Origin of the sequence: Isoptericola sp. NPDC057559 (assembly GCF_042801555.1) — a bacterium.
Taxonomy (GTDB): domain Bacteria; phylum Actinomycetota; class Actinomycetes; order Actinomycetales; family Cellulomonadaceae; genus Isoptericola.
On the sequence record NZ_JBHVFQ010000029.1, the window covers coordinates 1 to 18933 of the forward strand.

An 18933-nucleotide genomic window follows, 5' to 3' on the forward strand; every position below is an offset into this window, starting at 1 on the left:
CCGTGGTGCTCGCCGCGCTCGAGGCCGCGCCGGGGGCCGAGGAGGTCGTCCTGTTCGTCGGCGGCTCCGCCACGACCGACGGCGGCGCCGGGCTGCTGACGGCGCTCGGCGCGGGCCTGACCGACGCGCACGGCGCCGCGGTCGCGCCGGGCGGCGGCGGCCTGCGGGCGCTGGACCACGTCGACCTGTCGGGCCTCGACCCCCGCGCCCGGGCGCTGCGGTGGCGCATCGCGTGCGACGTGGACAACCCGCTGCTCGGACCTCGCGGCGCGGCCGCCGTCTTCGGCCCCCAGAAGGGCGCGACGGACGCCGACGTGGCCGCGCTGGAGGAGGGGCTCGCGCACCTGGCCGATGCCCTCGCCGCGGCCACCGGCCACGACGCGCGCGACCTGCCGGGTGCCGGCGCGTCCGGCGGGCTGCCCGTGGGGCTGTCGGCCGCGCTCGGGGCGGAGCTGGTGCCCGGCGGCGAGCTGGTCGCCGACGCCGTCGGGCTCGCGGAGGCGCTGGAGGGCGCCGACCTGGTGCTGACGGGCGAGGGGCGCCTCGACGAGCAGTCGCTGCACGGCAAGGTCGTCGACACGGTGGTGCGGCTCGTCGCGGGGCGGGCCGCCGTCGTCGTGGTCGCGGGCGGCGTGGAGCTCACGCCCGCGCAGGTCGCGGACGCCGGGATCGCGGCGGCGTTCTCCCTCGCGCCGGGGCCGCGCACGCTCGCCGAGCTGTCGCGGGACGCCGTGGTGGAGCTGGAGCGCACCGCCGCGCACGCGTGCCGGCTGTTCGCCGCGGGGCGCGCGGCCCGCTGACCGGTCCCCGAGGGAGCGGTCAGCGACCCCCGGCGCGCCGGCGCAGGGCGTCCGCCCAGTCGCGGTGGTAGCGCGCCACGACCGTGTCCGTGCCCGGCGCCCACCAGACCGCCACCGGGTCGCCGTCGCGGGGCGGCTCGCTCTCGTCGTCGGACGGGCGCAGGAGGTGGGAGAACGGCTGGTCGTCCGTGCCGTCGTCGGTCGGGTAGGCGACCACGCCGCTGACCAGCAGGCCCGAGCTGGTGCGTCGCTCGCGCACCATGACCGTCCCGGTGACGGACCGCGCCCCGGCCGCGAAGGCCTCCGCGGACCGCGCCTCGGTGCCCTGGCGCTGGTCGTCGCGGTAGCGCACCAGCGCGGCGACGGCGGTGACCATGAGGCCGGCGAGCATGCCCATGAACAGCCAGAGCTCGAGCGTCCCGGACGGGTTCTCGACGGTGCGCCGCACCACGTAGAGGGCGACGCTCACCACCAGCGCGGGGGCCCAGAGCCAACGGCGCAGCCACCCGGGCCGCGGGGGAGCGGGGAACTCGTCGAGCGGCGCGTCGACGTCCTCGGCCCGGTCCACCTGCTGCCAGACGACGCTCACGACTGCAGGCTCCAGCGCCACGCGTCGGCGTTGTGACGGCCCCACCGGCCGCCGAAGTTCTTGGCCGTGACCCCGGCGCCGTTGCCGCGCACCGTGCGGGCGCGGTTGGTCCACTCCTCGACGGGCGCCTCGTCGTCGGGCAGCCCGGTCGCGGACGCCACCGCGGCGAGACCGGCCACCAGGGCGGCGACCTCGATGTCGTCGGGGCGGCCGCGGACCACGCGCACCTCGCCGGTCACCGCGGGCCCTCCTCGTCGTCCTCGTCGTCGGTGAGCTCGTCGTCGACGTCGTCGTCGCCGAACTCCACGGCGGCGCCGCGCGACGTCGCCCACTCCGCGACCTCGTAGCCGCCGTCGAAGAGGCGCTGCGCGACGTCGCCGCCGGCCTCGTCGAGCAGCTCCACCACGCCGTCGAGGGTGACGGCGCCGCCCGGCGCGGGGTCGGCGACCACGAAGCCGAGGTAGAAGACCTCGGCCGGCACGGCGCCCTCGGGGGCGTCGTGCGAGTGCTCGTCGTCCTCGTCCTCGTCCGCCTCCCACACCGAGCTGGTGAGGTCGGGGTGCATGCCGAGCCCGTCGTGCAGGGCGTCGAAGACGCCGGCGTTGAGCTGGCCCACCTGGTTCTCCAGCGCGAGCACGCGCGGGTCCTCGTCGGCCTCGGCCGCGCCGAACTCGGCGCGCACGCCGACCGCGGTCTGCACGTACTCGTGCAGGGCGGCCGCCAGCGCGTCGACCGCGCGGTGCATCGGTTCGGGGTCCACCGACCCCAGCGGGGCCGGTCCGTGCGTGGCGTCCTCGTGGCTCATCGGACGATTGTCCCCCAGCAGGTCGGTCGGGTCACAGCGGGATGTTGCCGTGCTTCTTGGGCGGCAGGCTGGCGCGCTTGGTGCGCAGGGCCCGCAGCGCGCGCACCACCTGCACGCGCGTCTCCGAGGGGCGGATGACGGCGTCCACGTAGCCGCGCTCGGCCGCGTCCCACGGGTTGACGATCGCGTCCTCGTACTCGGCGACCAGCCGCGCGCGCTCCGCCTCGACGTCGCCGCCGGTCTCCGCGACCTCCTTGAGCGCCGAGCGCTGCAGGATGTTCACCGCGCCGGAGGCGCCCATCACGGCGACCTGGGCCGTGGGCCAGGCGAGGTTGACGTCGGCGCCGAGCTGCTTGGAGCCCATGACGATGTACGCGCCGCCGTACGCCTTGCGCGTGATGACGGTGACCAGCGGCACGGTGGCCTCGGCGTAGGCGTAGATGAGCTTGGCGCCGCGGCGGATGATGCCCTGGTGCTCCTGGCCGACGCCGGGCAGGAAGCCGGGCACGTCCACGAAGGTCAGCACGGGGAGGTTGAACGCGTCGCAGGTGCGTACGAACCGCGCGGCCTTCTCGGCCGCGTCGATGTCGAGCGTGCCCGCCATGGCCAGCGGCTGGTTGGCGACGATGCCCACCGACTGGCCCTCGACGTGGCCGAAGCCGATCAGCACGTTCTGCGCGAACAGCGGCTGCACCTCGAGGAACGAGTCGGGGTCGAGGACGGCCTCCACGACGGCGCGCATGTCGTAGGGCTGGTTGTCGCTGTCCGGGACGATCGTGTCGAGCGCCTCGTCCTCGGGCGTGACCTCGAGCACCGTCTCGTCCTCGGGCGGGAACGCGGGGGCGTCGCCGAGGTTGTTCTGCGGCAGGTAGCCCACGAGGTGGCGCGCGTAGTCGATCGCGTCGTCCTCGTCCGCGCCGAGGTAGTGCGCCACGCCCGACGTCGCGTTGTGCGTGCGGCCGCCGCCGAGGGTCTCGAAGTCGACGTCCTCGCCGGTCACCGTGCGGATCACGTCGGGGCCGGTGATGAACATGTTCGAGGTGCCGTCGGCCATGACGATGAAGTCCGTCAGGGCGGGGGAGTAGACGGCGCCGCCTGCGCTGGGGCCGAGGATGAGGGAGATCTGCGGGACGACGCCTGACGCCGCGACGTTGCGCCGGAACATCTCGGCGAACTGCGTCAGCGCGGCCACGCCCTCCTGGATGCGCGCGCCGCCGCCGTCGGAGATGCCGATGATCGGCACGCCCGTGCGCAGCGCGAGGTCCTGCACCTTGGCGATCTTCTGGCCGTGCACCTCGCCGAGCGACCCGCCGAAGACGGTGAAGTCCTGGCTGAAGACGCACACCTGGCGGCCGTCGATCGTGCCGTGACCGGTCACGACGCCGTCGCCGGCGACGCGCCGCTTGTCGAGGCCGAAGTTGCGGCTGCGGTGCATGGCCAGGGCGTCCAGCTCGACGAAGCTGCCCTCGTCGAGCAGCGCCTCGATGCGCTCGCGGGCGGTCTTCTTGCCGCGGGGGTGCTGCCGCGCCTTCGCCTTGTCCTCGGCGTCGGCGACGGCCTCGGCCCGGCGGCGCTCCAGGTCGGCGAGCTTGGCGGCGGTGCCGGGGCGGGGGGCGGCCTGCTCCTGGGCGGCGGTGGCGTCGTTCACCCGACCGACCCTAGTTGGTGGGTTGCCACGCATCGATGCGCGACAGGCTGCGCCCGGCCGCCAATCTTTGGAGGGACCCCACAAAGGGCCTGCGGCGGGGGGATGCGGCACGATCGGAGCGTGAGCCACGACCGCCGCCGCGCCCCCCTCGACGTCCCCGCCCTGCGCCGCGCCCTGCTCGCGCCGGCCGGGCCGCTCGCCCGCCTCGACGTGGTCGAGGTGTCCGCCTCGACCAACACCGAGCTGGTCGGTGCGGTGCGCGCCGCGCCGGGCGGGTGGCCCGCCCCCGCGGCCCTGGTGGCGGAGCACCAGGCGGCCGGCCGCGGCCGCGCCGGCCGGTCCTGGGAGACCCCGCCGCGCGCCGCCCTCACCGTCTCGGTGCTGCTGCGCCCGCGGCTCGCGGCGTCCGGCCTGGGCTGGCTGCCCCTGCTGGCGGGCCTCGCCGTCGCGCGCGCCGTCGACGCCGCCGGGGTGGAGGGCGCCGCGCTCAAGTGGCCCAACGACGTGCTGCTGCCCGCCGCCGACGTCGCCCCCGGCCTGGGCCGGTACCGCAAGGTGGCCGGGGTCCTCGCCGAGGTGGTGCCGGGCGTGCCGGACGCGCCCGGGCCCGCCGTCGTCGTGGGCGTGGGGCTGAACGTGGACCAGGCGGCCACCGAGCTGCCCGTCCCGACCGCGACGTCGCTCGCCCTCGCCGGGGCCGAGGCGGACCGCGGCGTCCTGCTCGACACGCTGGTGCGCGAGCTCGCCGGGCTCACGGCGGAGCTGGAGGCCGCCGGCGGTGACGCCGCGGCCGCCGGGCTGGCGGCGCGGTACGCGGCGGCGTCGGCCACGCTCGGCACGGCGGTGCGTGCGGAGCTCGCCGGCGGACGCGACGTCGTGGAGGGCGAGGCCGTGCGGGTCGCCGCCGACGGCGCCCTCGTCCTCGCGACGGCGGAGGGGGAGCGGACGGTGACGGCCGGCGACGTGCACCACCTGCGGGCCCAGCCGGGGCACAGGTGACGCTGACTACAGTGGGGGCGTGACGAGCGACACCACCACGGGACCCGACCGGCCGATCGACGACGAGGCGAGGCCGTCCGGGGACACGGCGGCCCGGCTGGACGAGGAGATCCTCGGCGGCCCGCGCCGCTACACCCTGTCGGACCTCGTGGAGGGCACCGGCCACTCGCAGGAGTTCATCGAGAACTACTGGCGCTGGCTCGGGCTGCCGGTCACGCACCCCGCCGAGGTCGGCTTCACCGACGCGGACATGGAGGCGCTGCGCGAGATCGGCGAGCTCGTGGACTCCGAGCGGCTCGACGAGCAGGCGCAGATGACCCTGATCCGCTCGCTGGGGCACACCACCGACCGGCTCGCCCTGTGGCAGGTGGAGGCGTTCGTCGAGCACCTGAGCCGCCGCGACGGCCTGGACGACGTGAGCGCGCGGCTCGCCGCCCTCGACCGCGTGCCCGACCTGGCGGACCGGCTCTCCCGGCAGCTGGAGCACGCGTGGCGCCGCCAGCTCGCGGCGCTCACCGGGCGCCTGGCCACGGAGTTCGGCGGCGCCCGCGGCACGCACGCCTCGCACGCCGACGAGCTGCCGCTGCCGCGCGCCGTGGGCTTCGCGGACATCGTGTCGTTCACCAAGCGGACCGCGGGCCTGGGGTCGCAGGAGCTGTCGGAGTTCGTGCAGCTCTTCGAGTCGCGGGCGCGCGACGTCATCACCGAGGCCGGCGGCCGCGTCGTGAAGACCATCGGCGACGCCGTGCTGTTCGTGGCCGACGACGTGACGACGGGCGCCGAGGTGGCCCTGGGCCTGGCGGCCCCGCACGCCACGGAGGCGGAGATCCCGGTGCGGGTCGGGTTCGTCTGGGGGCGGGTGCTGTCACGGTTCGGCGACGTGTTCGGCTCCGACGTCAACCTCGCCTCGCGCATCACCGAGCTCGCGGAGCCCGCCACCGTGCTCGTGGACCCGCACACGGCGTCCCTGCTCGCGTCCTCGTCCCGCTACGCGCTGACGGCGCAGCCCGCGCAGGAGGTGCAGGGCATCGGCGAGATCACCCCGGTGCGCCTGCAGCGCGCGTACACCGGGGCCTGAGCCCGCCGACCCCCGAGGTCAGGACGCGTCGCTGCGCACCACGCGCAGGGTGCGGTCGCCGGTGGCGAGGTCGTCGAGGGCCCGCTCGGACGCCGGGTCGGCAGGGAGCCACACCTCGATGCGCAGCTGGTCGCCGCCGCCGGGGACGAGGACCTGCGGCTCCACGCGCAGCGGCCCGGCCGTCGGGTGCGCGAGGCGCAGGACGCCGTCCCGGCCGCGGTCCGCGACGGGGCGCGCCCAGCGCTCGGTGAAGGCCGCGCCGGCCAGGACCGTCAGGGCGTCCACCAGCTCGCCGAGGGCGGGGTCGGACGGGACCGACCCGCGCTGCAGGTCGGCGACCACCCGGTCGGCGACGGCGTCCCAGTCGGGGAACACCTCGCGGGCCCGGGGGTCGGTGAGGACGGCGTGGGCCACGGTCGGCGCCCCGGGGTCGAGGAGTCCGGCGGGGGCGAGGAGCGCCCGGTAGGCCGGGGTGCACCCCAGCACGGTGCCGAAGCGGTCGAGGAGCGCGGCCGGCGCCGGGGCGAGCCGGTCGAGCACCGCGCGGGTGCCCGCCGGGACCACCTCGGCCGGGGGCCCGGCGAGGCAGACGCCGGCGCCCTGCGCGTCCTTGGAGGCGAGCAGCAGCACGCGCCGCTCGTCGTTCCCCAGACGCAGCGCGTCGGCGAGCGCGCCCACCACGGCCGGCGAGGGGCGCCGGTCGCGACCCTGCTCCAGCCGGGTCAGGTACTCGACGCTCACCCCCGCGAGCACCGCCAGCTCCGCGCGCCGCAGCCCGGGGGTGCGGCGGCGCCCGCCCGGCGGCATGCCCACGTCCCCGGGCCGCACGGCCTCGCGGTACGCGCGCAGCAGGGCGCCGAGGTCGCGGTCGATCCGGTCGCCGTCGGTCATGCGGTCAGCCTAGGTGCGCCTCGTCGCCGCAGGGTGGCCCTGCCGGGGCCAGCCTCGCGGCGGCCTCCCCGGTGCGGGCGGGGGCGCCGAGGGTGGTGGGGCGTGGGGGCCCCGCCCGGGGCCCCCGGGCCCCCAACCGGGGGGAAACGCAAAGACCGGGGGGGGGAGCGGGGCCCCCCGCCGCCGCCGGGGGCCCCGCGGGGGCCCCCCCGGGGGGGGCCCCCCGGGGGGGGGGGGGGGGCGCGGGGGGGGGGGGCCGGGCGGCCCCGGGCGGGGCCCCCACGTCCCACCTTCGGAGGAGAACGTCATGGACCTGGGTCTGCAGGGGCGCACCGTCGTCGTCACGGGGGCGTCCGGCGGGATCGGGCGGCACGTCGCCGCCCAGTTCGGCGCCGAGGGCGCCGAGGTCGTCGTCACGTACCGCGAGTCGAAGGACGACGCGGCGCGCGTGGCCGAGGAGATCGCCGGGCGGACCCTGGTGGTCCGCTACGACCAGACCGAGGAGGGCGCGGCCGAGGGGCTGCGCGACGCCGTCCTCGCGTGGTCCGGCCGGATCGACGTGCTGGTCAACGCCGCGGTGACGTGGACGCCGCCGAGCGCCGACGGCCCGCTGGGCTTCGAGGCCGTGCCGGACGCCGCGTGGCTGGAGGTGGTGCGGACCAACGTCGAGGGGGCGGTGCGCCTGACCCGCGCCGTCGCGCCGGCGATGCGCGCGCAGGGGTGGGGCCGGCTCGTCCACCTCTCGTCGACGCTGGTCACCGACGGCGAGGCCGGCACCGAGTACTACGCGACGGCGAAGTCGGCGCTGCACGGGTTCAGCCGTACCGTCGCCTTCGCGCTGGGCGCGGACGGCGACATCCTGTCCAACGTCGTGGTGCCCGCGCTGACCCGCACGGTGCGGAACACCGTGATGACCGACGCGTTCGGCCCCGCGTACGTCGCCCGGTCGGCCCTGGGTCGCCTGCTCGAGGCGCGCGAGGTGGCGAACGCCGTCGTCTACCTGGGGTCCGGCGCGAACACGGGCATCACGGGCCAGGCCGTCGCGGTGACGGGCGGGGCCTGACGGCCCACCCTCAGGCCCCGCCCGCGGTGACCACGTCCGGGTCCCGCGGGTCGGGGTCGGCCTCGATGAGCGACGGCCGGTTGTTCTGCACCGACCCGACGGCGTCGCCCACCGGCCGGGTGGCCATCGCGACCTGCGGGCCGGTGACGAGCCCCATCGCCTGCTCCGCACCGACGGCCGGGTCGAGCCACGCGTCCCACGCGCCGCGGGGGAGGATCACCGGCATGCGGTCGTGGATCCGCTCGAGGTCGGGCGACGCCGCCGTCGTCACGACCGTCGCCGACACGAGCCAGCGGTCCGGGTCGTCGTCGGCCTTCGACCGGTCGCGCCAGAACTCGTAGAGCCCGGCGAGCGCGGCGAGGCCGCCGTCGTCGGGGTGGATCCAGTAGGGCTGCTTGGGCACCTTCGCCTTCGACCCGGCCCTGGCGGGGGCGTCGGGCGGGAGCTCGAGCCTGCGCCACTCGTAGTAGCCGTCGGCGGGGAGCAGGCAGCGGCGCACGGCCAGCGGCTTCGCGAACGCGGGCTTGTCGAGAAGGGTCTCGGAGCGGGCGTTGATCATGCGCGCGCCCACCGACGGGTCCTTCGCCCACGAGGGGACGAGGCCCCAGCGCGCGAGCTGCAGCGTGCGCGTGATCTCGCCGGTGCTGCCGCCCTCGAGGCGGCGGGGGCGCTCGACGACGATCCGCACGGGGTCGGTCGGCGCCACGTTCCACGACGGCGGGAGGAGGCGGGCGTCCTCCGCGATCTCGGCGAGCGCGAGGTCGTCGGAGAGGTCCTGGGCGTCGCGGAAGGACGCGTAGCGGCCGCACATGGGTCCATCGTGACGCATCCCACCGACAGTCAGGAGGGCGGGCGCCGACAATGGCCTGGGCACGGTCGTATCGTTTCGATAGGATGGCGACCATGCCCGACGACTCCGCGAGACTTCCGCGCGCCCGCTCTCCGTTCCGTTGGGTCCTCATGCTCGGCGCCCTCGCGGCGCTGCCGGCGTTCACCGTCGACATGTACCTGCCGTCGCTGCCGCAGGTGGCGGCCGACCTCGGTTCCTCCGCCTCCTTCGCGCAGCTGTCGGTGTCCGTCATGCTCATCGGCGGCGCGCTCGGCCAGCTCACCATCGGCCCCCTGTCGGACCGGTACGGGCGCCGCGCGCCGCTCATGTGGGGCCTCGCGCTGCACGTCGTGACGTCGCTGCTGTGCGCCGTCGCCCCGAACATGACCGTCCTCGTGGGCCTGCGCCTCATGCAGGGCTTCTTCAACGCCGCCTGCGGCGTCGCGGCCATGGCCGTCGTGCGCGACCGGTTCGTCGGGGCCGAGGCCGCGCGCATCCTGTCCCGCCTCATGCTCGTCATCGGCGTCGCGCCGATGCTCGCGCCGACCTTCGGCTCCGCCATCGCGTCCGCGGCCGGCTGGCGCTGGGTCTTCGGGGCGCTCGCGCTCGCGGGCGTCGCGATGGCGGTCGTCGTGTGGCGGTTCATGCCGGAGACGCTGCCCGCCGTGCGACGCCAGACCGGCGGCACGCGCAGCGTGTTCGCGGGCTACCGCACCCTGGTCCGGGACAAGCAGTTCATGGCGCTCGCGGTCATCCCCGGGCTCGGGCAGGCGGTGCTCATGAGCTACGTGGTGGGCTCGCCGTTCATCTTCCAGGAGGGCTACGGCCTGACCCACGGGCAGTTCTCCCTGCTGTTCGCCGTCAACGGGCTCGGCCTGGTGCTGTCCGCGCAGGTGAACGCCTCCCTGGTGCGGCGCGTCGCGCCGATCCGGCTGCTGCGGGCGGCGCTGGCGATCCAGGGCGTCGTCGGCGTCGGCCTGCTCGTGGTCGCGCTGACCGGCGCGGGCGGCCTCGTCGGCCTGCTCGCCATGCTGTGGCTGGTGCTCGCCTTCCAGGGGCTGATCCCCGCCAACGCGTCGGCGATCGCCCTGTCGCGCCACGGCGAGCGCGCGGGCACGGCCGCCGCCGTCATCGGCGCGGTGCAGTCCGGCATCGCCGGTCTGGTCTCGCCGCTGGTCGGCGTGCTGGGCGGCGACGCGGTGGCCATGTCCTGGGTCATGCTCGCGGCGCTGGCCTGCGCGCTGGCGGTCCTCGCCTTCGCGACGCCCGCCTACCGCAAGGACGGCTGGGTCAAGCTGGCCTGACCGGCCGCCGACACGCCGAACAGGCGGTGGTGCACCTTCTGGGCGTTCAGGAGGTGCACCACCGCCTGTTCGGCATCCGGCCGGGGGCGCTACGCGAAGGCGAACAGCGGCCCGAACGCCACCACGACCAGTGCCGCCCATACGGCGTAGACGGGCAGGAAGCGCGTCTGCCAGCGGGTCAGCGCGCCGAACGGCTGCCGCTCGCGGACGAACCCGAGCAGCAGCCAGCCCGAGCGGCCCAGGTGCACCAGCAGCAGCAGGTTCAGCCCGAGCGCGGCCGCCTTGTTGGGGCTGACGCCGAACTCGGCGATGCGGGTGAGCATCGCGGTGAGGGCGACGGCGTCGACGGCGAGGGCCGCGACGACGAGGGCGAGCTGCAGCCCGTCGAACCACCCGGCGCGCGCGAGCGAGTCGCGCGCCGACACCGAGTAGAGCAGCAGGCACAGCACGAGCACGAGGATCGCGTCCATGAGGATGAGGAGCTCGCGGTCGGCGTCGGCGAGGTCGCCCGCCGTGAGCAGCACGACGAGCGTCACCAGCAGCATCACGAGGGTCAGCGGAGTGAAGACGCGGGTGAGCACGGGCGCGATGTTCTCCACCACGTCCTGCTTGGCCTCCACCAGCCACGCGCCCACCACGACGGCGCCGGGCACGGCGAACGGCAGGACCCAGTCCTGCATCACGGGCTCGAGGTCGACGCCCACCAGGTTGAGCGTCGCGGCCGTGAGGCCGAGCAGCACCCCGCCGCCGATCGCGAGCAGCGTCACGTACACGACCAGCTCGCCGGTGAAGCGGGCGAAGTCCATCCGCGGCTCCTCGGCCCGCCACCGGCCGCCCACGTAGGTGACGCCGACGAGCGCCCACAGCACGACCGGCGCGTGGACCGCCGCCAGCAGCACCGTGGAGCCGCCGAGGTCGTAGGGGTAGGCGTTGAGCACGAAGGCCAGGACGGCGTACGGCACCAGCAGGGCGAGCAGCACGCGCCAGGACACGCGGCGCTTCCATGCGAAGTACGCGGCCAGGAACGGCGCGGTGAGCAGCGGCAGGTTGCGCAGCACCGCGGTGTCCTCGTGGATCGCGGCGAGCCCGACCTTCGCGGCGACGCCGGCGCCGACGGCGAGCGCGAGCACGACGGCGAGCTCGCGCCACGTCGGGCCGGACGCGTCGTGCTCGGGCGTCTCGGGGACCAGCACGAGCTGCTTCCAGAGCCGCTCGGAGTGCTCGCGGGCGAACTCGCGCGAGACGGCGTCCAGGTTGCCCATGCGGCGCACGGCGACGAGGAACGCCTCGTCGTCGTCGAGCCCGGTGGCGGTGAGGTCGGTGACCTGTCCCCGCAGGTGGTCCTCCATCTCGTCGACGTCGGCGGCGGAGATGGCGCGGCGCCTCTGCACGTACGCGCGCCACTGGTCGATCTGCGCCTCCAGGCGCTCGTGCGGCCCGGCCATCAGGCCCACCCGTCGGCGAGCGCCGGGCCGGCGGCGGGTGCCTGGGCGGCCCGCCACACGTGCTGCAGCACGTCGGCGACGACGGACCACTGCTGCTGCCGCTCGGCGAGCGCCTCGTGGCCGGCGGGGGTGATCGCGTAGTGCTTGCGGCGCCGGCCGGCCTCGGACGTGCCCCAGGAGGCGACGACCAGCCCGAGCCGCTCCAGCCGGTGCAGCAGGGGGTAGAGCATCCCGTCGGTCCACTGCATGCGGCCGCCCGAGAGCTCGGTGACGCGCTTGAGGATCGCGTACCCGTACGACTCGCCCTCCGCGAGGATGCCCAGCACGAGCGGGGTGGCGGACGCGGCCACCAGGTCCTTGTCGAAGCGCACGGCGCCTCCCGATATCTAGAACTACTAGGTATTCGAAACCTAGCAGATCTAGGGGTGGCCGGACACGGCGCCGCCGGATGGTCCTCGGTGCCCCGGGCCACGGGATCGTCATCCAGCGGACGTCCAGGGTTCATCCGGGGTTGGGCGTGACGTCGAGGGGCGTCGGTGTCATCGGTCCATGACTCGCTCATTGATGCACGCCCGCATGCTCCGCGTGGCCGCAGCGGGGACCGCCGCCGTCGTCGCGCTCACGGCCGCGGGGTCCGCAGCCGTCGCCGGCGGCCACCCCGGCGGCGCCGACGACGACGGTCACGGCCGACCCGGTTCCGTCACCACCCACCTGGTGCCCACCCTCGAAGGGCGGGCCACGCTCTCCGCCGACCACCTGGCGGACGGCCCGGCGTCGGGCGCCGCGGCGTCGTCGGGCAACGGCCGGCAGGGTCCGTGGGACGGCCAGGTGGTGCCCGGCTTCTCGGCCATGGTCGACAACGGTGACGGCACGTTCTGGGCCCAGCCGGACAACGGCTTCGGCGCGAAGGGCAACTCCGCCGACTTCCTCCTGCGCAGCTACCTCGTGAAGCCCGACTGGGACACGGGTCGGTCGGGCGCGAAGGGCGGGTCGGGCACGATCGAGGTGCTCGACCACCTCTCCTACAACGACGCGAACCACCTCCTGGACTTCGACATCGTCAACGGCGGCACGAAGGAGCGGCTGCTGACCGGCGCGGACCTCGACATCGAGTCCGTGGCGCGCGCCGACGACGGCACCCTGTGGGTGGGCGAGGAGTTCGGGCCGTTCCTGCTGCACTTCGACGCCGACGGGACGCTGCTGTCGAAGCCGTTCCCGCTGCCGGGCGGGCTGAGGTCCCCGCAGAACCCGTACCTGGCCGCCGGCGAGACGCCCACCGTGCGCGCCAGCCGCGGCTTCGAGGCGATGGCGCGCTCCGGCCGCTACCTGTACCCGGTGCTCGAGGGCGCGCTGACCACGGACCCCGACCAGCGCCGCCGCGTGATCCACGAGTTCGACACCCGCCGCGGGCAGTACACGGGCCGCACCTGGGCCTACCAGGCCGACCAGGAGGCCAACGTCGTCGGCGACGCGTTCACCGTCGGCAAGGACCGGTTCTGGGTGGTCGAGCGCGACGACTTCGAGGGGCCGGCGTCGGTGACCAAGCGCGTCTACGAGATCGACCTCTCGCGCACCGAGCCCGACGGCGCCGGCGGCCGCTACGTGCGCAAGGAGCTCGTGCTGGACGCACTGCGGGTGGAGAACCCGCGCGGGATCGACGCGGGCGAGGGCTACGGCCTCGGCGAGACGTACGCCCTGCCCGTGCAGTCCTTCGAGACGGTGCTGCGCCTGCGCGACGGTCGCATCCTCATCGCCAACGACAACAACTACCCGGGCAACGCCGCCCGCAACCCGGGCACGCCCGACGACACCGAGATGGTCGTCATCGACCTGAAGAAGACGCGCACCCGGGACGACGGCGTGACCGTCATCGGGCACCGCGGCGCGTCCGGCGACCGGCCGGAGCACACCCTCGCCTCCTACGAGCAGGCGATCCTGCAGTGCGCGGACGTCATCGAGCCCGACGTCGTGCCCACGAAGGACGGCGTGCTCGTCGCCCGCCACGAGAACGAGATCGGCGGCACGACCGACGTCGCGAAGCACCCCGAGTTCGCCGACCGCCGCACCACCAGGACGGTGGACGGCACGCAGGTGACGGGCTGGTTCACCGAGGACTTCACCCTCGCGGAGCTGCGCACCCTGCGTGCCGTCGAGCGGCTGCCCCGGGTGCGCCCGGGCAACACGGCGTTCGACGGGCTGTACCAGGTGCCCACCCTCGACGAGGTGCTCGATCTCGCGCGGCACTCTCGGACCTGCGACGGCGCGCCGGTCGGCGTGGCCCCGGAGACCAAGCACCCGACCTACTTCGACTCCGTCGGGCTCTCGCTGGAGACGCCGCTCGTGGCCCAGCTGCGCGCGAACGGGCTCGACTCGAGCCGCGCGCCGGTGGTCGTGCAGTCGTTCGAGACGGGGAACCTGCGCGAGCTGGACCGGCGCACCGACGTGCGGCTCGCCCTCAACGTCTCGGCGAGCGGCGCCCCGTACGACCTGGTCGCCGCCGGCGACCCGCGCACGTACGCCGACCTGGTGACGCCGGCCGGGCTGCGCGGCGTCGCCCGGTACGCCGACATCGTGAGCCTGGAGAAGAACGTCGTCGTGCCGCGCACCGCGGCCGGCACGCTCGGGCGGCCCACCTCCGTGGTGCGGGACGCGCACCGCGCCGGGCTCGAGGCGTACTCGTGGACGTTCCGCGCCGAGAACCAGTTCCTGCCCGCCGAGCTCCGCTCCTCGGCGGACCCGAACGCGCACGGCGACCTGGCCGGCGAGCTCGACACGTTCCTGGACACCGGCCTGGACGGCGTCTTCTCCGACCAGCCCGGGCTCGCCGTCGCCGCGGTCGCGGCGCGGCGCTGACGCCCTGGACGACCGGCTCGCGGACGCGCGCGGGGCAGCGGGTGAAACCGCTGTCCCTCGCGCGTCCGTGCTGCTCAGGCCATAGGATCGCGCTGTGCGGACACTGCCGCGGCACGCGACCTCCCTCGCCTCGCACCGTGTCGTCCGCTCGATCGCCCTCGTCGTCACCGCGGTGGTGGCGTTCGGGTCGGCGACGGCGGTCGCGACGTTCCTCGACCTGCGCTCGCAGATCGGCGTGTCCGACGTCGACGGCCTCCTCGCCGAGAACGACCGCCCGCCCGCGGTCGCGACCGAGCAGGACCCCAGCGACCCGTTCGCCGGCAAGGACCTCAACATCCTGGTGATGGGCACCGACTTCCGTGACGAGGCGAACGCGAAGATCGCGGGCGCGGGGGACGAGTTCCACTCCGACACCACGCTGCTCGTGCACATCTCCGGCGACCGCAGCCGCATCGAGGCCGTCTCGATCCCGCGCGACTCGCTCGTCGACATCCCGTCGTGCAAGCTGCCCGGCGGCGGCCAGACCGCGCCGCACGCGAACGCCATGTTCAACACCGCCTTCGCCCTCGGGGGCGGCCCGGGCAAGGACGTCACCGGCGCGGCGGCCTGCAGCATCCACACGGTCGAGAAGCTCACCGGCGTGCGCATCGAGGACCACGTGGTGGTGCAGATGACCGGCGTGATCGGCGTCGTCGACGCCATCGGGGGCGTCACCATGTGCCTGCCCGAGCCGGTCAAGGGCCAGCGGGTCGACCTCGACCTGAAGGCCGGCCGCCAGACGCTCGACGGCCACACCGCGATCAACTTCCTGCGCGCCCGCAAGGGCGAGGGCATGGGGCTCGAGGTCGGCAGCGACCTCAAGCGGATCGAGCGGCAGCAGGCCTTCTTCGACGCGACGATGCGGCAGATCCTGTCGCAGAACGTCATCACCGACTCGCCCCGCCTCTACCGCATGGTGCGGGAGATCCTCGGCTCCATCTCGACCGACCCCGACCTCGCCAGCCCGACGGCGCTCGCCGGCCTCGCGTGGAGCATCCGCGACATCGACCCCGCACGGATCGTGTTCACGTCCGTGCCGGTCGTCGACTCGGTGAGCCAGCCCGGCCGCGTCGAGTGGACGTCGGGGGCCGACGAGATCTGGGCCCGCCTGCGCGCCGACGAGGCCCCGCCCGGCCTCCCGGCCAAGAAGAAGGGCACCTCGGCGTCGTCCGCCGGGACGGGGAAGGCGCGCACGGCGTCGCCGGACGGGTCGACGCCCGACGCCACCCCGGTCGACGACGACGTCGCCTCGCCCGGCGAGGGCGGGAAGGACGGACAGGGCGGCAAGGGGTCGTCCACGGGCCCGTCGTCCACGCCGTCGCCCAGCCCCTCGCTGCTGCCCGGCGTCTGCGCCTGACGGCGTCCGGCGTCCCGGGGGCTCAGTGCTGGGGGCTCAGTGCTGGGGGAGCGCCCGGCGGGCCTCGGCGCGCAGGGCGCCGGTCACGCGGTCGAGCACCTCCGAGCGCAGCTTCCACTGCTGCAGGTAGACCGGCACCTCGACGACGGCGTCGTCGGCGAGGGCGCGGACCTCGCCCCGCTCGAGGGCGTCGCCGAGCACGGCGAACCGCGCGTCCGGGCCGGGCAGCGGCCCCCACATGCCCCAGCCGAGGCCGCGGCGGACGGCGTCGAGGAACTCCGCCGTGCTCGGTACGTGGTGGCGTGGGGGGTCGGGCACCGGCGCGCCGGCCGCGGCGGCGCGGTCGCGCAGCCAGACGTCCTGCAGGTCGTCGGCACGGTCGAAGACGACCATCGGGGCGCGGTCGAGGGCCTCGGGGGTGGGGCCGTCGGGGAACCAACGCTCGACGACGGAGGGCGTGGCGACCGGGCGGTATCGCGTGATACCGAGCAGCGTGGAGCTGCAGCCCTGCACCGGCTCGCGCTGGGAGGTGACGGCCGCCATGACGACGCCCGCGGGCAGCAGGTCCACCGTGCGGTCCTGGTCCTCGCGGTAGAGGTCGAAGCAGACCCCCTCCACGCCCGCGAGGGCGGGCAGCACCCACGTGGCCAGCGAGTCGGCGTTCACGGCGAGGGGCACGGTGACGGGTCGCGGGGCGTCGGCGGGGGTGGTGCCGCCGGAGCCGCCGGAGCCGCCGGCGTCCGTGGCGCCGGGGCCCAGGGCGTGGTTCGCCTCCGCGCCCAGGAGCTCCACCTGACGGGCCAGGCGCAGCAGGGTGCGGCCGGGCTCGGTCGGGGCGACCGGGCGGGTGCGGCGCACCAGCACGGATCCTGCGGCGTTCTCCAGCGCGCGCACGCGCTGGCTGACCGCCGACGGCGTCACGTGCAGCGTGCGGGCGGCGCCCTCGAACGAGCCCTCCGTGACGACGGCTGCCAGGGCCTCGAGCTGGCGGGTGTCCCAACGCATGCCCCCACCGTAGATGAAGGAACGCTTGATCAGATGAAGAAACCGTAGCTGGACTTCATCACACCGGCTGCCTAGCGTCGTGCCGTGCTCACCGTCCTCGCCGGCCTCGGCCTCGGCCTGTCCCTCATCGTCGCCATCGGGGCGCAGAACGCCTTCGTGCTGCGCCAGGGCGTGCGCCGCGAGCACGTCGGCCTCGTCGTCGCCGTCTGCGCCGCCTCCGACGTCGTGCTCTACGCCGCGGGGACCGCCGGGCTCGGCGCGCTGGTCGTCAGCCACCCCGCCGTCGTCGAGGTGGCGCGGTGGGCGGGCGCCGTCGTGGTCCTCGGGTACGGGGCGCTCGCCGCGCGGCGGGCGTGGCGGGGAGACGAGCCGGGTCTGGCGGCCGCGTCGGACGGCGCCGTCGCGGACGCGGGCCGACGCGCGCGCCCGGTGCTGCTCACGGCGCTCGCGCTCACCTGGCTCAACCCGCACGTCTACCTCGACACGGTGGTGCTCCAGGGGTCGCTCGCCGCGTCGTACGGCGGCGCGCGCTGGGCCTTCACCGCCGGAGCCGTCGTCGCGAGCGTGCTGTGGTTCGTCGGCCTCGGCTACGGGGCGCGGCTGCTCGCCCCGGTGCTCGCGCGGCCCGGCGCGTGGCGCGTCGTCGACGGCGTCGTGGCCGCGATCATGCTGGTCGTCGCCGTGAGCCTGGTGCTCCCCGCGCTCGCGACCTAGCGCCCGTCACTTCGGCAGTCCGTCGATCTGTTCGGCACGGACTCGTGCCGAACGGATCGAGGGGGTGCCTAACAGATCGACGGTGCGTGGCGAGGTCAGCGCGCGAGGCGGTGCAGGCGGTCGACGGCGTCGCGCAGCACGTCCTCGCGCTTGACGAACGTGAACCGCACGCGTGACGCGAGCGCGTCGGCCGTCGTCGAGCCCGGCCGGCAGAAGGCCGACACCGGCACGCCGACCACGCCCGCGAGGTCGGGCAGGCGGCGGCACAGCTCGTGGCCGTCCGGCAGGCCGTACCGCTCGAGCAGCCGCGTGCCGTCCGCGACCACGAAGTACGTGCCCTGCGGGACGACGACGTCGAGGCCGGCCGCGGTCAGCCCCTCGCACAGCAGGTCCCGGCGGGCGGCGAGCGAGGACGCGAGCGCGCGGGGCGCGTCCTCGTCCGCGAGCGCCCGCGCGATGGCGGGCTGGAACGGAGCCCCCGAGGTGTAGGTGAGGAACTGCTTCACCGTGCGCACGGCGGTGACGAGCTCCGCGGGGCCGTGCACCCAGCCGACCTTCCACCCGGTGAGGCTGAACGTCTTGCCGCTGGAGGAGACGGTGAGGGTGCGCCCCGCCATGCCGGGCAGCGTGGCGATCGGCACGTGCACCGCGTCGTCGAAGGTGAGGTGCTCGTAGACCTCGTCGGTGAGCACGACGGCGTCGACCTCGCGCGCGACGGCGGCGACCTGCTCCAGCTCGGCGCGCGTCAGCACGGTGCCGGTGGGGTTGTGCGGGGTGTTGAGCACGATGAGGCGCGTGCGCGGGCCCGCCGCGGCGCGCAGGGCGGCGGCGTCGAGCCGGAAGTCGTCGGGGGTCAGGGGCACCGGGACGTGCGTCGCGCCGGCCAGCGCGATGCCGGCGGCGTGCGAGTCGTAGAACGGCTCGAGCGTGATCACCTCGTCGCCCGGGCCCGCGAGCGCGAGGATCGACGCCGCCAGCGCCTCCGTGGCGCCGGTGGTGACGAGCACCTCGGCGTCAGGGTCGACGTCGAGGCCGTAGCGGCGGCGCTGGTGCTCGGCGATCGCGTTCCGCAGCTCGGGCACGCCGTCGCCGGGGGAGTACTGGTTGCGGCCCGCGTCGATCGCGTCCTTGGCGGCCTCCCGGATGAACGCCGGGCCGTCGACGTCGGGGAACCCCTGCCCCAGGTTGATCGCGCCCGTGCGGGCGGCGAGCGCCGTCATCTCCGCGAAGATCGTCTGCGCGACGGCGCCGTCGGCGCCGATCAGCCCGGTCGCGCGGGCGACGTCGGTCCAGCGGCCGGGCGGGGGAGAGGTCGGCATGGGCCGACCCTAGCCCCGCGCCCGGCGGTGCCCGGTCCGCGGGTGCTCAGCATCTGAGACGCGCGACGCCGGGCTCCCGTCCCCAGATCGGGACGTCGGGCCTGGTCACGCCGTTCACCGGCGCCCGTCGACGCGCTCCCGACCGCCGTCGTCCACAGGCGCCGCACAGGCAGTTGCCCGGGTCCCCTACCCTGG

18 protein-coding genes are annotated in these 18933 nt (G+C 75.4%); 8 read left to right on the forward strand and 10 right to left on the reverse strand.

The genetic code is table 11. The features are described from left to right. A partial coding sequence (locus ACFU5J_RS18995; protein WP_430579759.1) for a glycerate kinase occupies nucleotides 1–800 on the forward strand: 800 nt, incomplete at its 5' end. Between the two features lie 19 nt (nucleotides 801–819). On the opposite strand, the gene ACFU5J_RS19000 is transcribed toward ACFU5J_RS18995, so the two are convergent. From ACFU5J_RS19000 to ACFU5J_RS19015, 4 genes are read right to left on the reverse strand one after another with little or no spacing between them, the layout of a single operon-like run. After that, nucleotides 820–1389 (reverse strand): hypothetical protein, encoded by a 570-nt coding sequence (locus ACFU5J_RS19000; protein ID WP_430579760.1) that lies wholly within the window; start codon nucleotides 1387–1389, stop codon nucleotides 820–822. Then, entirely contained in the window at nucleotides 1386–1628 is a 243-nt protein-coding gene (locus ACFU5J_RS19005; protein ID WP_430574942.1) for an acyl-CoA carboxylase epsilon subunit, read from the reverse strand. The genes ACFU5J_RS19000 and ACFU5J_RS19005 overlap by 4 nt, the downstream gene beginning before the upstream one ends. Continuing rightward, entirely contained in the window at nucleotides 1625–2194 is a 570-nt protein-coding gene (locus ACFU5J_RS19010; protein WP_430579761.1) for a hypothetical protein, read from the reverse strand. Before ACFU5J_RS19010 ends, ACFU5J_RS19005 begins: the two co-directional genes overlap by 4 nt. 31 nt (nucleotides 2195–2225) lie before the next feature. Further along, nucleotides 2226–3842: an acyl-CoA carboxylase subunit beta gene (locus tag ACFU5J_RS19015; protein WP_430574944.1), complete on the reverse strand. Its 1617-nt coding sequence runs from the start codon at nucleotides 3840–3842 to the stop codon at nucleotides 2226–2228. A gap of 120 nt (nucleotides 3843–3962) precedes the next feature. On the opposite strand from ACFU5J_RS19015, the gene ACFU5J_RS19020 reads away from it, so the two are divergent. Then, nucleotides 3963–4841 (forward strand): biotin--[acetyl-CoA-carboxylase] ligase, encoded by an 879-nt coding sequence (locus ACFU5J_RS19020; RefSeq protein WP_430579762.1) that lies wholly within the window; start codon nucleotides 3963–3965, stop codon nucleotides 4839–4841. 19 nt (nucleotides 4842–4860) lie between these two features. Beyond that, nucleotides 4861–5919, forward strand: coding sequence for an adenylate/guanylate cyclase domain-containing protein (locus tag ACFU5J_RS19025; RefSeq protein ID WP_430574946.1), 1059 nt, complete (start codon nucleotides 4861–4863; stop codon nucleotides 5917–5919). 18 nt (nucleotides 5920–5937) lie between these two features. On the opposite strand, the gene ACFU5J_RS19030 is transcribed toward ACFU5J_RS19025, so the two are convergent. Further along, a complete protein-coding gene (locus tag ACFU5J_RS19030) occupies nucleotides 5938–6810 on the reverse strand; it encodes a helix-turn-helix transcriptional regulator (protein WP_430579763.1) in 873 nt (290 codons plus the stop codon). Nucleotides 6811–7117: 307 nt separating this feature from the next. Here ACFU5J_RS19030 and ACFU5J_RS19035 point away from each other — a divergent pair, with 307 nt between their 5' ends. Next, the gene (locus ACFU5J_RS19035; RefSeq protein ID WP_430579764.1) at nucleotides 7118–7873 is read left to right on the forward strand and encodes an SDR family NAD(P)-dependent oxidoreductase; all 756 of its coding nucleotides are present in this window, start codon (nucleotides 7118–7120) and stop codon (nucleotides 7871–7873) included. A gap of 10 nt (nucleotides 7874–7883) precedes the next feature. On the opposite strand, the gene ACFU5J_RS19040 is transcribed toward ACFU5J_RS19035, so the two are convergent. After that, nucleotides 7884–8684 carry an SOS response-associated peptidase gene (locus tag ACFU5J_RS19040; protein ID WP_430579765.1) on the reverse strand — a complete coding sequence of 267 codons (801 nt, stop codon included), beginning with the start codon at nucleotides 8682–8684 and terminating at the stop codon, nucleotides 7884–7886. Nucleotides 8685–8776: 92 nt separating this feature from the next. Here ACFU5J_RS19040 and ACFU5J_RS19045 point away from each other — a divergent pair, with 92 nt between their 5' ends. Next, nucleotides 8777–10006: a multidrug effflux MFS transporter gene (locus tag ACFU5J_RS19045; RefSeq protein WP_430574950.1), complete on the forward strand. Its 1230-nt coding sequence runs from the start codon at nucleotides 8777–8779 to the stop codon at nucleotides 10004–10006. Nucleotides 10007–10095: 89 nt separating this feature from the next. Here ACFU5J_RS19045 and ACFU5J_RS19050 read toward each other — a convergent pair whose 3' ends face one another. Together ACFU5J_RS19050 and ACFU5J_RS19055 are read right to left on the reverse strand one after the other, a co-directional pair. Continuing rightward, on the reverse strand, nucleotides 10096–11451 hold the full coding sequence (locus tag ACFU5J_RS19050; protein WP_430579766.1) for a permease prefix domain 1-containing protein: 1356 nt from the start codon (nucleotides 11449–11451) through the stop codon (nucleotides 10096–10098). Further along, on the reverse strand, nucleotides 11451–11822 hold the full coding sequence (locus tag ACFU5J_RS19055) for a PadR family transcriptional regulator (protein ID WP_430574952.1): 372 nt from the start codon (nucleotides 11820–11822) through the stop codon (nucleotides 11451–11453). Before ACFU5J_RS19055 ends, ACFU5J_RS19050 begins: the two co-directional genes overlap by 1 nt. A gap of 178 nt (nucleotides 11823–12000) precedes the next feature. Here ACFU5J_RS19055 and ACFU5J_RS19060 point away from each other — a divergent pair, with 178 nt between their 5' ends. Both ACFU5J_RS19060 and ACFU5J_RS19065 read left to right on the forward strand, forming a co-directional pair. Then, on the forward strand, nucleotides 12001–14304 hold the full coding sequence (locus ACFU5J_RS19060; protein WP_430579767.1) for an esterase-like activity of phytase family protein: 2304 nt from the start codon (nucleotides 12001–12003) through the stop codon (nucleotides 14302–14304). Between the two features lie 94 nt (nucleotides 14305–14398). Then, a complete protein-coding gene (locus ACFU5J_RS19065) occupies nucleotides 14399–15700 on the forward strand; it encodes an LCP family protein (protein WP_430579768.1) in 1302 nt (433 codons plus the stop codon). A 36-nt stretch (nucleotides 15701–15736) separates the two neighbouring features. Here ACFU5J_RS19065 and ACFU5J_RS19070 read toward each other — a convergent pair whose 3' ends face one another. Further along, nucleotides 15737–16705 (reverse strand): LysR family transcriptional regulator ArgP, encoded by a 969-nt coding sequence (locus ACFU5J_RS19070; protein ID WP_430579769.1) that lies wholly within the window; start codon nucleotides 16703–16705, stop codon nucleotides 15737–15739. Nucleotides 16706–16789: 84 nt separating this feature from the next. On the opposite strand from ACFU5J_RS19070, the gene ACFU5J_RS19075 reads away from it, so the two are divergent. After that, nucleotides 16790–17419, forward strand: a complete 630-nt coding sequence (locus ACFU5J_RS19075; RefSeq protein ID WP_430574956.1) for a LysE/ArgO family amino acid transporter — start codon at nucleotides 16790–16792, stop codon at nucleotides 17417–17419. 95 nt (nucleotides 17420–17514) lie between these two features. Here ACFU5J_RS19075 and ACFU5J_RS19080 read toward each other — a convergent pair whose 3' ends face one another. Continuing rightward, nucleotides 17515–18738, reverse strand: coding sequence for a pyridoxal phosphate-dependent aminotransferase (locus tag ACFU5J_RS19080; RefSeq protein ID WP_430579770.1), 1224 nt, complete (start codon nucleotides 18736–18738; stop codon nucleotides 17515–17517). Nucleotides 18739–18933 lie beyond the last annotated feature (195 nt).

Bases quoted from the DNA above. Each gene is read 5' to 3' on its own strand.
- ACFU5J_RS19040 (WP_430579765.1), bottom strand. From the start codon at position 8,684: ATGTGCGGCCGCTACGCGTCCTTCCGCGACGCCCAGGACCTCTCCGAC.
- ACFU5J_RS19030 (WP_430579763.1), bottom strand. From the start codon at position 6,810: ATGACCGACGGCGACCGGATCGACCGCGACCTCGGCGCCCTGCTGCGC.
- ACFU5J_RS19070 (WP_430579769.1), bottom strand. From the start codon at position 16,705: ATGCGTTGGGACACCCGCCAGCTCGAGGCCCTGGCAGCCGTCGTCACG.
- ACFU5J_RS19035 (WP_430579764.1), top strand. From the start codon at position 7,118: ATGGACCTGGGTCTGCAGGGGCGCACCGTCGTCGTCACGGGGGCGTCC.
- ACFU5J_RS19010 (WP_430579761.1), bottom strand. From the start codon at position 2,194: ATGAGCCACGAGGACGCCACGCACGGACCGGCCCCGCTGGGGTCGGTG.
- ACFU5J_RS19060 (WP_430579767.1), top strand. From the start codon at position 12,001: ATGACTCGCTCATTGATGCACGCCCGCATGCTCCGCGTGGCCGCAGCG.
- ACFU5J_RS19045 (WP_430574950.1), top strand. From the start codon at position 8,777: ATGCCCGACGACTCCGCGAGACTTCCGCGCGCCCGCTCTCCGTTCCGT.
- ACFU5J_RS19050 (WP_430579766.1), bottom strand. From the start codon at position 11,451: ATGGCCGGGCCGCACGAGCGCCTGGAGGCGCAGATCGACCAGTGGCGC.
- ACFU5J_RS19080 (WP_430579770.1), bottom strand. From the start codon at position 18,738: ATGCCGACCTCTCCCCCGCCCGGCCGCTGGACCGACGTCGCCCGCGCG.